The following is a 12,532-nucleotide window of genomic DNA, read 5'->3' as shown; positions in this document are numbered from 1 at the left end:
CATTCCGCTTTTTACTGTTGGACAGACGGACCGCCGAGGATACGCGTGTCGCAAAGTCCCTACAAGACTGACCAGTCACCCCTGTCAAGCGCCCTGCCCTACGACTTTGGGCCAAGAGCCACGGAACACAAGGGCTTTACTGTTCACAATCCTGATTAAAAATGTCTACAATTTTTTATCGCGAGGTGGTTTGAAGCATCGACGGATCGCCAAGCGGCAATAGCCAGCGCGCTTGTCCGCTCTCAAGTCCGCCACGACGGGAACGGTCCAGCACCCAGCCTCGGGCTTCGATCTGCTTGCCTTTGAGCCGTTCAAGCGCGGCGACATCGAACTGCCCGAGCAGATTGGGTGCAACGCGCAATACAACCGAATCCTGCAACTCGATCCAAACCCCGCCGCGATTGCGTTGAACCTTGCTCACACGACCACTGAGCACGGCGAAACCGGACGCGCGGATCTGCTCCGCTTTCAGTACAGGCGACTGTCGCCACAGACCAAGACCAGCCTGTCGGGCCGCACGCTCCGCCGCTTGTTGGCACGCCACCAAATCGACATTCGGCGCCACGGCCACCTGAAAACCGAGGCCCTCGGCGAGCATTTGCGCTTCGAGATTGGCGCCGTCAGCACCGTAGACGTGAGCCAAGGTGCGGCCGTAGCGATCCTTGGCCTCTTTACCGGGCAGCAAACCCACTTGGTCATTGCTGGCAGCAACCAGCGCTTCAAGGCGTTTGCGTGCCGCCACGGCGAACGGTTCGTCGGTGCGGCCTTGGCGCCCCAGTTCCGGAGTATTCAAGCCGATCATCCGCACACTGCGGCCATCGCTCAGGCGCAGGGTGTCGCCGTCCACCACTCGCTGCACGGCGACAGACGTCAAACCGCTCGGCGCCGGGCAGAAGGCCTGGGCGCCAGAGAGCCAAATCGCGGACACAAAAAAGGCGCCCGCAAGGGACGCCTTTTTCAACAGCAGGGAAAAGCCCATCGGGCTCTTCAGCCTTACTCTGCAGCAGCTGGAGCTTTCTTGCCGAAAGCACCGAAGCGGTCTGCGAAGCGCTGTACACGGCCGCCAGTATCCAGAGTCTTCTGCTTACCGGTGTAGAACGGGTGGCACTCGTTGCATACGTCAGTACCCAGTGGCTTGCACAGGTTCGAACGAGTTTCGAACTTGTTGCCGCAGCTGCAAGTTACTTCGATGGTTTCGTATGCTGGATGGATATCGGCTTTCATGGTGTATTCCTCAGGCTAGCGTGCCGCCACTCAACACTATTGTTGAATACCGCACGTAATTAGGCCGCGGATTCTACCAGACCTTTGCAATCACGCAAGCTGTCCCTTCTACCGACCGTCTGCTAGGCTCCCGGCACTTAACACCATCCCTGTGGGAGCGGGCTTGCTCGCGAAGAGGGCGTGTCAGTCAGCATTTACGTTGTCTGACGCAACGCTTTCGCGAGCAAGCCCGCTCCCACAAGTTATGCGCACAGCCATTCAATTATTGCCCGCCCAAAGAGAATCCCCCGCGTGCCCGACGCCATTTTGCGCCTTGCCCTGCCTTCGCCGCTGCGCCGCCTGTTCGATTACCGTGCCCCGGCCGGAGTCCTGCGCGCCCAGTTGCAGCCGGGCATGCGCCTGCGAGTGCCGTTTGGCCGGCGGGAGATGATCGGGATTCTGGTGGAGGTCACCGACACCAGCGAAGTGCCGGTGGAAAAGCTTAAACCGGCCCTGGCCCTGCTCGATGCCACGCCGCCGCTGCCGCCCGCGCTATTCAAGCTGTGCCTGTGGACGTCCCAGTATTACCAGCACAGCCTCGGAGATACCTTGAGCTGGGCGTTGCCGGTGCTGTTGCGCCAGGGTGAACTGGCGGAAGCACGCCAGGAGCGCTTCTGGTCTGCCGCCCCCGGCGCCAGCCTCGATGATCCGCGCATCGCCCGTGCCCCGCGCCAGCGTGATGCCCTGGCGACGCTGGCTCAACACCCGCACGGCGTGGCTCATCAGTTGCTGAGTAAACTGATGTTGAGCAAGGACAGCCTCGATCTGTTGCTGGCCAAAGACCTGGTGCAAGTGGAAATCCGCAAGCACGCCCCCGGCGCCCGTCATGAACATTGGCTGGCCCAGCCGGAGCTGCCGCTCAACCCGGAACAACGCGCCGCCTACGAGGCGATCCGTGCCGGGTTCGACAGTTATCACGCGTTTCTGCTGGCTGGCGTCACCGGCAGCGGCAAGACCGAAGTCTATTTGCAACTGATCCGCGAAACCCTTGAGGCCGGCAAGCAAGCGCTGGTGCTGATCCCGGAGATCAACCTCGGTCCGCAAACCCTGGCGCGCTTCGAGCAGCGCTTCAACGCCCGGATCGCGCTGATCCACTCGGCGGTCAATGATCGCGAGCGCCTGGAAGCCTGGCTCGCCGCCCGGGACGGCGATGCCGACATTATTATCGGCACCCGTTCGGCGCTGTTTACGCCGATGAAAAACCCCGGCCTGATCATCATCGACGAAGAGCACGACGGCTCTTATAAACAGCAGGAAGGCTTGCGCTACCACGCCCGCGACCTGGCCTTGGTCCGCGCCCGGCAGGAAAACATCCCGATTGTCCTCGGCTCCGCCACACCTTCGCTGGAAAGCCTGCACAACGCCTACACCGGCCGCTACGGCCTCCTACGCCTGAATGAGCGGGCTGGCGGCGCCAAGCAGCCACGCTTCCTGCGTCTGGATGTGAAAAGTCGCCCGCTCGATAGCGGGATTTCCGGGCCGATGCAGCAGGCCATCGGCCAGACCTTGGCCGCCGGCCAGCAAGTATTGGTTTTCCTCAACCGCCGCGGCTTTGCGCCGACCTTGCTCTGCCACGATTGCGGCTGGATGTCCGAGTGCCAACGCTGCGATGCGCGGATGACCGTGCACCAGCGCTCCGGCGAACTGCGTTGCCACCATTGCGGCTACGTTGAACGCGTGCCCCGGCACTGTCCGAAATGCGGCAAGGTCGATTTGCGGCCCGTCGGCGCGGGCACCGAGCGCGCCGAAGAACGCTTGGCGATTCTGTTTCCGGACGTGCCGGTGTTGCGGGTTGATCGGGACAGCACCTCGCGCAAGGACGCGATGAATCAGCTATTCGCAACCATTCAAAAAGGCCAGCCGTGCATTTTGGTCGGCACGCAGATGCTTGCCAAAGGGCACCATTTCCCTCGGGTGACGCTGGTGTCGATTCTCGATGCCGACGGCGGGCTGTTCTCCGGCGACTTCCGCGCCAGCGAGCGCATGGCGCAGCTGATCGTTCAGGTCGCTGGCCGTGCGGGGCGAGCTGAAGAGCCGGGCAGAGTCATCATCCAGACCCACCTGGCGGACCATCCGCTGCTGGTGCAACTGACCGAACAGGGTTATTTCGCCTTTGCCGAACAGGCCCTGAGCGAGCGTCGCGCTGCTGGTTTGCCGCCGTTTGCGCACCTCGCGCTGCTGCGGGCCGAGGCGCACAAACCGGGGCAGGCCGAAGGCTTTCTCGATGAGGCGTGCAGCGAGGCGGAACGATTGCTGGCCGAGCAGAATCTGAGCGGTATCGAGTTGCTCGGGCCGGTGCCGGCACCGATGGAGCGTCGGGCCGGGCGTTATCGGGCGCAGCTGTTGTTACAGGCTACGGCCCGGGCACCGTTGCATCGGTTGCTCAGCAGTTGGTTGCTGGCGCTGGAGCAGATGCCGAGTGGGCGGGCGGTGCGCTGGTCTTTGGATGTTGATCCCGTCGATTTGTATTGATTGATCGATCGCTATCGCGAGCAAGCTCGCTCCCACAGGAGGGTGTGGTGGGCCAACAATGCATGAACACCGCTGATCCACTGTGGGAGCGAGCTTGCTCGCGATGGCGGTGGATTTGTCACCACATATCCATAACCTGCCCGCTATAGTTGGCAAGCACGCTTGGGCCACGGATAATGCCCAGTTTTTCCACTAGCGCATCGAAGCGCCGCCGCGCTTGCGGTCGAAAGAGAACACCATGAAAGACACCATTCGCCTGCTGATCCAACAAGCCATCACCCAACTCGTCAACGAAGGTGTGTTGCCTGAAGGCCTGTCGCCGGCGATCCAGGTGGAAAACTCCCGCGACAAGAAGAACGGCGACTTCGCCAGCAACATCGCGATGATGTTGGCCAAACCGGCGGGCATGAAGCCGCGCGACCTGGCAGAAAAAATCATCGCCGCGCTGCCGGCTGACGAAAACGTCACCAAGACCGAAATCGCCGGCCCGGGCTTCCTGAATTTCTTCCAGAACACCCAGGCCTTGGCCGCGCGCCTCGACGCGGCGCTGGCTGACAAGAACGTCGGCGTGCGCAAGGCCGGCCCGGTGCAGCGCACCGTGGTTGACCTGTCGGCGCCAAACCTGGCCAAAGAGATGCACGTCGGCCACTTGCGCTCGACCATCATCGGCGACGGCGTGGCGCGGGTGCTGGAGTTCCTCGGCGACACCGTGATCCGTCAGAACCACGTCGGCGACTGGGGCACCCAGTTCGGCATGCTGATGGCGTACCTGCAAGAGAACCCGATCACCAGCGACGAGCTGTCGGACCTGGAAAACTTCTACCGTGCGGCCAAGCAACGCTTCGACGAATCCGAAGAGTTTGCTGATCGCGCCCGTGGTCTGGTGGTGAAATTGCAGGCCGGCGACGCCGAGTGCCTGGCGCTCTGGTCGCGCTTCCGCGATATCTCGTTGTCCCACTGCCAGGCGATCTACGAACAACTGAACGTCAAACTGACCATGGCCGACGTAATGGGCGAAAGCGCCTACAACGACGACCTGATCAACGTGGTCAACGACCTCAAGGCTGCCGGCCTGCTGGTCGAGAGCAACGGCGCCCAGTGCGTGTTCCTCGACGAATTCAAGAACGCCGACGGCGACCCACTGCCGGTGATCATCGTCAAGGCTGACGGCGGCTACCTCTACGCCACCACCGACCTGGCAGCCGTGCGTTATCGCAGCGGCAAACTGAAGGCTGATCGTGCGTTGTACTTCGTCGACCAGCGTCAGGCCCTGCACTTCCAGCAGGTGTTCCAGGTCGCGCGCCTCGCCGGTTTCGTGACGCACCCGATGGACATGGAACACATGGGCTTCGGCACCATGAACGGCGCCGATGGCCGTCCGTTCAAGACCCGTGATGGCGGCACCGTGAAGCTGGTCGATCTGCTGACCGAAGCCAAGGACCGCGCCTACACCCTGGTGAAAGAGAAGAACCCGGAACTGGCCGAAGACGAGTTGCGTAACATCGCCAAGGTCGTGGGCATTGGCGCAGTGAAATACGCCGACCTGTCCAAGCACCGCACCAGCGACTACAGCTTCAACTTCGACCTGATGCTGAACTTCGAAGGCAACACCGCGCCGTACCTGCTGTACGCCTACACCCGCGTGGCCGGCGTGTTCCGCAAGCTCGGCAAGGACTTCAGCGAAGTCGAAGGCCAGATCGTTCTCGAAGCACCGCACGAACATGAACTGGCGGCCAAACTGGCGCAGTTCGGCGAAGTGCTGAACAACGTTTCCGACAAAGGGACGCCGCACATTCTGTGCACCTACCTGTACGATGTCGCCGGCCTGTTCTCCAGCTTCTACGAGAACTGCCCGATCCTCAGCGCCGATACCCCGGTGCAAATGCAGAGCCGTCTGCGCCTCGCCGCGCTGACCGGTCGCACACTCAAGCAAGGCCTGGAACTCTTGGGTCTGGAAACTCTGGAGCGTATGTAAGTTGGCTGCCAAGAAAAACCTGCACCCAAGCGTGGCGCCAGTCGTTACACCGCTCCTGCAAAGAAACCGATCCCGGGCTGGCTGTGGATGGCCGTCGGCCTGACCGTCGGCGCGTTTATCGTGTTTCTGATGAAACTGGAGCCTGGCAAGGGCAGCGAAAGCGTCAAGCGCGAGAAGATCGAGCAGCAGAAAGCCACCAAGATCGCCGAGGCCAACAAGACTCCGCCGAGCCCGACGCAACCGGTGAAGCCGAAGTACGACTTCTATACCTTGCTGCCGGAATCGGAAGTGATCGTGCCGCCGGACGCGGTGCCGGAGAAAACCCTGCCGACACCACAAGTGCCGACGGTGCCGACCACGCCGGTCACGCCAGAACAAGCGGCGAAGATCGACACCGCGCGGGCACAGGCTGCGCTGTCCGGAATTACCCCGCCACCAGCGCCACCGGTTTCCAAAGCGGCGCCAGTGACCAAGTTCTTCTTGCAGGCCGGTTCGTTCCGCAAAGAGGCTGATGCCGACAAGGTTCGCGCGCAGATCATCTTGCTCGGTCAGGCAGTGGCGGTTGAATCCGGCACGGTGAAGGACGAAACCTGGTATCGGGTTTTGGTCGGGCCGTTCAGCAACCGTGAACAACTGACCACTGCCCAGAAGCAACTGGCTGGCAGCGGGTTCAGCAATCTGTTGTTACAACAACGCCAGAGCCGCTGATCCAGCAGAAACAACCTGCTTTGTGGCGAGGGAGCTTGCTCCCGTCCGGCTGCGAAGCAGTCGTAATCAGGCCACTGCGGTCTATCTGACATACCGCAGTGGCTGGATTTGGGAGTGCTGCGCACTCCAGCGGGAGCAAGCTCCCTCGCCACAGGGATTCACCTGCACTCTTCCTCGCAGATGACACACCGCTCGTCCCCCGCCTCGTCCTACAGTTGAAAAACGCTCCACCACCCCCATATGAGTTTGCATAAGGCATTTTCGCCCCGCTGCGTGGAGACTCTCCCTTGACCACCATCGTTTCAGTTCGCCGCCACGGCAAAGTCGTCATGGGCGGCGACGGCCAGGTTTCTCTCGGCAATACCGTGATGAAAGGCAACGCGAAGAAAGTTCGCCGCCTGTACCACGGTCAGGTCATCGCCGGTTTTGCCGGGGCTACCGCTGACGCCTTCACCCTGTTCGAGCGTTTTGAAGGCCAGCTCGAGAAACATCAGGGTCACCTGGTTCGCGCCGCCGTCGAACTCGCCAAAGAATGGCGCACCGACCGTTCCCTCAGCCGCCTCGAAGCCATGCTCGCCGTCGCCAACAAAGACGCCTCGCTGATCATCACCGGCAACGGTGACGTCGTTGAACCCGAAGAAGGCCTGATCGCCATGGGTTCCGGTGGCGGTTACGCCCAGGCCGCCGCGAGTGCCCTGCTGAAGAAAACCGATTTGTCGGCCCGGGAAATCGTCGAAACCGCGCTCGGCATCGCCGGCGACATCTGTGTATTCACCAACCACACCTTCACCATTGAGGAGCAGGACCTCGCCGAGTAAGCCTGTTTCGGCCTAGCGCCACGGCTCGCTTTTGCTAGAGGACCGCCAATTACTATGTCCATGACTCCCCGTGAAATCGTCCACGAACTCAATCGCCATATCATCGGCCAGGACGATGCCAAGCGCGCCGTCGCCATCGCGCTGCGTAACCGCTGGCGCCGGATGCAACTGCCGGAAGAGCTGCGCGTTGAAGTAACGCCAAAGAACATCCTGATGATCGGCCCGACCGGTGTCGGTAAAACCGAGATCGCCCGTCGCCTGGCCAAACTGGCCAACGCGCCGTTCATCAAGGTCGAAGCGACCAAGTTCACCGAAGTCGGCTATGTCGGTCGCGATGTTGAATCGATCATTCGTGACCTCGCCGACGCCGCCATCAAGCTGCTGCGCGAACAGGAAATGACCAAGGTTCGCCACCGCGCCGAAGACGCCGCTGAAGAGCGCATCCTCGACGCCCGCTGCCGCCGGCACGCATGGGTTTCCACAACGACGACGCCGCACCTTCGGCTGATTCCAACACCCGCCAGCTGTTCCGCAAGCGTCTGCGTGAAGGCCAGCTGGATGACAAAGAGATCGAAATCGAAGTCGCCGAAGTGGCCGGCGTCGATATCTCTGCGCCACCGGGCATGGAAGAAATGACCAACCAGTTGCAGAGCCTGTTCGCCAACATGGGCAAGGGCAAAAGAAAAGCCGCAAGCTCAAGGTCAAGGAAGCGCTGAAACTGGTGCGTGACGAAGAAGCCGGTCGCCTGGTCAACGATGAAGAGTTGAAGGCCAAGGCGCTGGAAGCGGTCGAGCAGCACGGTATCGTGTTCATCGACGAAATCGACAAGGTCGCCAAGCGCGGCAATTCCGGCGGCATCGACGTGTCTCGCGAAGGCGTGCAGCGTGACTTGCTGCCGCTGATCGAAGGCTGCACCGTCAACACCAAACTGGGCATGGTCAAGACCGACCACATCCTGTTCATCGCTTCCGGTGCGTTCCACCTGAGCAAGCCGAGCGATCTGGTGCCTGAGTTGCAAGGTCGCCTGCCGATTCGCGTCGAGCTGAAAGCGCTGACCCCGGAAGACTTCGAGCGCATTCTCAGCGAGCCGCACGCGTCGCTGACCGAGCAATACTGCGCCCTGCTGAAAACCGAAGGCCTGACCATCGAGTTCCAGCCGGACGGGATCAAGCGCATCGCCGAGATCGCCTGGCAGGTCAACGAGAAGACCGAGAACATCGGTGCTCGCCGCCTGCACACGCTGCTTGAGCGTCTGCTGGAAGAGGTATCGTTCAGCGCCGGTGATCTGGCCAGCGCCCACGACGACAAGGTGATCCTGATCGACGCCGAGTACGTCAACAGCCACCTCGGCGAATTGGCACAGAACGAAGACCTGTCCCGTTATATCCTGTAGGTCACCTACTGTGTGAGCGGGCTTCTGTGGCGAGGAGCTTGCTCCCGCTGGGTCGCGAAGCGGCCCCAAAATCGGCGAACGCGATTTATCAGCAAGACCGCATTCGCCGGATTTACGACTGCTGCGCAGCCGAGCGGGAGCAAGCTCCCTCGCCACAGGATCACCCGCCGACACAGGGCCTTCATCAAGACGGACGACCGGCCCCATGACGACCCAACTCCCCACCGACATCAAACTGCACAAAGCCTCGAAAACCCTGTCGCTGAAATATGCGTCCGGCGAGGAATATCACCTGCCCGCCGAGTTCCTTCGCGTGCACTCTCCTTCCGCCGAGGTCCAGGGCCACGGCAAACCTATCCTGCAATTTGGCAAGATCGGCGTAGGTCTTTCCAAGGTAGAACCGGCCGGTCAGTACGCACTGAAATTGACCTTCGATGACGGCCACGACAGCGGCCTGTTCACTTGGGAATATCTCTACCAGTTGGGCGTGCGCCAAGAAGACCTCTGGAACGATTATCTTGCCGAGCTCAAAGCCGCCGGCAAAACCCGCGACCCAAGCCAGTCCATCGTCAAGCTGATGCTCTAGTTCAGGCTTCTTGCTCTTTAGAGGGCATTTTCTAATTTCATCTGTTTGAATGCTCTGCCGTCAGGCTGAGGATTGGGCCTGTCATCCATTATTTCCTGCGCCGCGTTGTCGCCTGAAAGCGGGCCAGGCAAGGCGCAGGCCGCTGGGAATGGCTGTTCCCTTTCCAAGGCTTGCAACGCAGCCTGGCCCGCTTTCAGGCACAACCCGGAGGGCCGGGCCTGCTGTGCCGCAGGGCTGCGTTGCTCGGAGCTTATTTGGAATGACCAAACTACGCTCCTCGCGCCTTGCCCTGCGGCACAGCAGACCCGGCGCGGCGCAGGAAATAATGGATGACAGGCCCCAGCCTGCTTGCGAAAAAATTAAACTCGGGTAACCAATGGAGCTGGCAAGTTCCCTGCAGTGCTCGTTGTACTAAAAAAGCAGCGATGCAGAATTAACGGTCACCCGAGCAGCAGTACCTGGTATTGGTTGTGTGACTACACGGCTGAGCTCAGGTACTCGTCTCAGGACAATGGAGCGTCGTAGATGAGTAACAAGAACAACGATGACCTGAAGTATCAAGCCTCGGAAAACACCCTGGGGCTTAATCCAGTTGTTGGGCTGCGTGGAAAGGATCTACTGGCTTCTGCTCGAATGGTGCTCAGGCAGGCCATCAAACAACCGATTCACAGTGTCAAGCATGTCGCTCATTTCAGTCTCGAACTCAAGAATGTGTTGTTCGGTAAATCCGAGCTGCAACCGCCAGGCGAAGACCGTCGCTTTGCCGATCCGGCCTGGAGCCAGAACCCGCTCTATAAACGTTATTTGCAAACTTACCTGGCGTGGCGCAAAGAACTCCATGCCTGGATCGACGACAGCAGCCTGTCGCCCAAAGACGTCGCTCGCGGTCATTTCGTGATCAACCTCATGACCGAAGCCATGGCCCCGACCAACAGTGCGGCCAACCCTGCGGCGGTCAAACGCTTCTTCGAAACCGGCGGCAAGAGCCTGCTCGACGGCCTCTCCCACCTGGCCAAGGACATCGTCCATAACGGCGGCATGCCGAGCCAGGTCAACATGGGTGCGTTCGAAGTCGGCAAGTCGCTTGGCGTGACCGAAGGCGCGGTGGTGTTTCGCAACGACGTGCTGGAGCTGATCCAGTACCGGCCGAGCACCGAACAGGTGTACGAGCGCCCACTGCTGGTGGTGCCGCCGCAGATCAACAAGTTCTACGTATTCGACCTGAGCCCGGACAAGAGCCTGGCGCGCTTCTGCCTGCGCAACAACGTGCAGACGTTCATTGTCAGCTGGCGCAACCCGACCAAGGAACAGCGCGAGTGGGGCCTTTCGACTTATATCGAAGCGCTCAAGGAAGCGGTCGATGTGGTCACCGCGATCACCGGCAGCAAAGACGTGAACATGCTCGGCGCCTGCTCCGGCGGCATCACCTGCACCGCCCTGCTGGGCCACTACGCGGCGATCGGCGAGAAGAAGGTCAACGCCCTGACCTTGCTGGTGAGCGTGCTGGATACCACCCTGGACAGCGACGTGGCCCTGTTCGTCGACGAACAGACCCTCGAGGCCGCCAAGCGCCATTCCTACCAGGCCGGTGTGCTGGAAGGCCGCGACATGGCGAAAGTCTTCGCCTGGATGCGCCCCAACGACCTGATCTGGAATTACTGGGTCAACAACTACCTGTTGGGCAACGAGCCGCCGGTATTCGACATCCTGTTCTGGAACAACGACACCACACGGTTGCCGGCCGCGTTCCACGGTGACCTGATCGAGATGTTCAAAAGTAATCCACTGATCCGCCCCAACGCACTGGAAGTGTGCGGCACGCCGATCGACCTCAAGCAAGTCACGGCCGACATCTTTTCCCTGGCCGGCACCAACGACCACATCACGCCGTGGAAGTCTTGCTACAAGTCGGCGCAACTGTTCGGCGGCAATGTTGAATTCGTGCTGTCCAGCAGCGGCCACATCCAGAGCATCCTGAACCCGCCGGGCAACCCGAAATCGCGCTACATGACCAGCATCGATATGCCGGTGAAAGCCGAGGACTGGCAAGAGAACTCCACCAAGCATACCGATTCCTGGTGGCTGCACTGGCAGGCGTGGCAGGCTCAGCGCTCGGGCAAATTGAAGAAATCCCCGACCACACTGGGCAACAAAACCTACACCGCCGGCGAAGCTGCGCCGGGCACTTACGTACATGAGCGGTAACTGACACACCTCGCGCCACTGTAGGAGCTGCCGCAGGCTGCGATCTTTTGATCTTGATTCTCTTAAACCAAAATCAAAAGATCGCAGCCTTCGGCAGCTCCTACAGGGGATCGAGGATGAATTTTAGAAAGTGACCCACAGGGCCAGAAGCATGCCGCAACCGTTCATTTTTCGTACCGTCGACCTGGATGGCCAGACCCTCCGCACCGCGGTACGCCCCGGCAAGCCTCACTTGACGCCCTTGCTGATTTTCAACGGCATCGGCGCCAACCTTGAGCTGGTGTTTCCGTTCGTCGCGGCGCTGGACCCGGACCTGGAAGTCATCGCTTTCGACGTTCCCGGTGTCGGCGGCTCGTCGACGCCGAACCGGCCGTATCGCTTTCCGGGGCTGGCGAAGCTCACGGCACGGATGCTCGACTATCTCGACTACGGACAGGTCAACGTGATCGGCGTGTCCTGGGGCGGCGCCTTGGCGCAGCAGTTCGCCTACGACTATCCCGAGCGCTGCAAAAAACTGGTGCTGGCCGCCACGGCGGCCGGTACGGTGATGGTGCCCGGCAAGCCGAAAGTCCTGTGGATGATGGCCAGCCCCCGGCGCTACATCCAGCCGTCCCACGTGATTCGCATTGCGCCGATGATCTACGGCGGCTCGTTCCGCCGCGACCCGACGCTGGCCGCCAGTCACGCGGCGAAAGTGCGTTCGGCGGGCAAGCTCGGTTACTACTGGCAACTGTTTGCCGGCCTCGGCTGGACCAGCATTCACTGGCTGCACAAGATCCACCAGCCGACGCTGGTGCTGGCCGGCGACGACGATCCGCTGATCCCGCTGATCAACATGCGCATGCTCGCCTGGCGGATCCCCAACGCCCAGTTGCACATCATCGATGATGGGCATCTGTTCCTGATTACCCGGGCCGAAGCTGTGGCGCCGATCATCATGAAATTCCTCGAGGAAGAACGTCAGCGTGCGGTGATGCATCCGCACCCGACGCCATTGGGCGGCTAATCCGCCCCGACTTTTTGTTGATGGGAAAGGGATGGCAGGACGCCGTTCCGCGCAACAACCCGTAACAGCGTCTATGGTGATCTGGTTCGATGTGTTTGTTTTTGGC

General features: G+C 61.0%; 8 protein-coding genes and 2 pseudogenes. 8 read left to right on the top strand and 2 right to left on the bottom strand.

All coding sequences use genetic code 11. The features are described from left to right. Positions 1 to 175: 175 nt before the first annotated feature. Both RHM58_RS10535 and rpmE read right to left on the bottom strand, forming a co-directional pair. A complete protein-coding gene (locus tag RHM58_RS10535) occupies positions 176 to 979 on the bottom strand; it encodes a thermonuclease family protein (protein WP_322270300.1) in 804 nt (267 codons plus the stop codon). 14 nt (positions 980 to 993) lie between these two features. After that, positions 994 to 1,224 carry a 50S ribosomal protein L31 gene (gene rpmE / locus RHM58_RS10530; protein ID WP_008080648.1) on the bottom strand — a complete coding sequence of 77 codons (231 nt, stop codon included), beginning with the start codon at positions 1,222 to 1,224 and terminating at the stop codon, positions 994 to 996. Between the two features lie 291 nt (positions 1,225 to 1,515). Here rpmE and RHM58_RS10525 point away from each other — a divergent pair, with 291 nt between their 5' ends. The 8 genes and pseudogenes from RHM58_RS10525 (at position 1,516) to phaZ (ending at position 12,426) form a co-directional block, all read left to right on the top strand. Next, complete coding sequence (locus RHM58_RS10525; protein ID WP_201199934.1) at positions 1,516 to 3,735, top strand: primosomal protein N'; 2,220 nt, start codon at positions 1,516 to 1,518, stop codon at positions 3,733 to 3,735. Positions 3,736 to 3,973: 238 nt separating this feature from the next. After that, entirely contained in the window at positions 3,974 to 5,710 is a 1,737-nt protein-coding gene (gene argS, locus RHM58_RS10520; RefSeq protein WP_322270297.1) for an arginine--tRNA ligase, read from the top strand. 12 nt (positions 5,711 to 5,722) lie between these two features. Further along, positions 5,723 to 6,418 (top strand): annotated as a pseudogene (locus tag RHM58_RS10515) (SPOR domain-containing protein); the annotation flags it as partial. A 287-nt stretch (positions 6,419 to 6,705) separates the two neighbouring features. After that, positions 6,706 to 7,236 carry an ATP-dependent protease subunit HslV gene (hslV, locus tag RHM58_RS10510; RefSeq protein WP_007899242.1) on the top strand — a complete coding sequence of 177 codons (531 nt, stop codon included), beginning with the start codon at positions 6,706 to 6,708 and terminating at the stop codon, positions 7,234 to 7,236. A gap of 54 nt (positions 7,237 to 7,290) precedes the next feature. Beyond that, a pseudogene (gene hslU / locus RHM58_RS10505) lies at positions 7,291 to 8,629 on the top strand (ATP-dependent protease ATPase subunit HslU). Positions 8,630 to 8,834: 205 nt separating this feature from the next. Then, on the top strand, positions 8,835 to 9,215 hold the full coding sequence (locus tag RHM58_RS10500; RefSeq protein ID WP_201199928.1) for a gamma-butyrobetaine hydroxylase-like domain-containing protein: 381 nt from the start codon (positions 8,835 to 8,837) through the stop codon (positions 9,213 to 9,215). A gap of 525 nt (positions 9,216 to 9,740) precedes the next feature. Continuing rightward, a complete protein-coding gene (gene phaC / locus RHM58_RS10495) occupies positions 9,741 to 11,420 on the top strand; it encodes a class II poly(R)-hydroxyalkanoic acid synthase (RefSeq protein WP_201199926.1) in 1,680 nt (559 codons plus the stop codon). A 151-nt stretch (positions 11,421 to 11,571) separates the two neighbouring features. Beyond that, positions 11,572 to 12,426 (top strand): poly(3-hydroxyalkanoate) depolymerase, encoded by an 855-nt coding sequence (gene phaZ / locus RHM58_RS10490; protein WP_201199924.1) that lies wholly within the window; start codon positions 11,572 to 11,574, stop codon positions 12,424 to 12,426. The last annotated feature ends 106 nt before the right edge of the window (positions 12,427 to 12,532 follow it).

Source organism: Pseudomonas sp. 10S4, from assembly GCF_034344865.1.
Lineage (GTDB): Bacteria > Pseudomonadota > Gammaproteobacteria > Pseudomonadales > Pseudomonadaceae > Aquipseudomonas.
This window is presented reverse-complemented; position numbering and strand designations above follow the sequence as displayed.

Excerpts from the sequence above, each read along its gene's own strand:
- RHM58_RS10535 (WP_322270300.1), bottom strand. The coding sequence starts at position 979 with ATGGGCTTTTCCCTGCTGTTGAAAAAGGCGTCCCTTGCGGGCGCCTTT.
- rpmE (WP_008080648.1), bottom strand. The coding sequence starts at position 1,224 with ATGAAAGCCGATATCCATCCAGCATACGAAACCATCGAAGTAACTTGC.
- argS (WP_322270297.1), top strand. The coding sequence starts at position 3,974 with ATGAAAGACACCATTCGCCTGCTGATCCAACAAGCCATCACCCAACTC.
- RHM58_RS10500 (WP_201199928.1), top strand. The coding sequence starts at position 8,835 with ATGACGACCCAACTCCCCACCGACATCAAACTGCACAAAGCCTCGAAA.
- phaC (WP_201199926.1), top strand. The coding sequence starts at position 9,741 with ATGAGTAACAAGAACAACGATGACCTGAAGTATCAAGCCTCGGAAAAC.
- phaZ (WP_201199924.1), top strand. The coding sequence starts at position 11,572 with ATGCCGCAACCGTTCATTTTTCGTACCGTCGACCTGGATGGCCAGACC.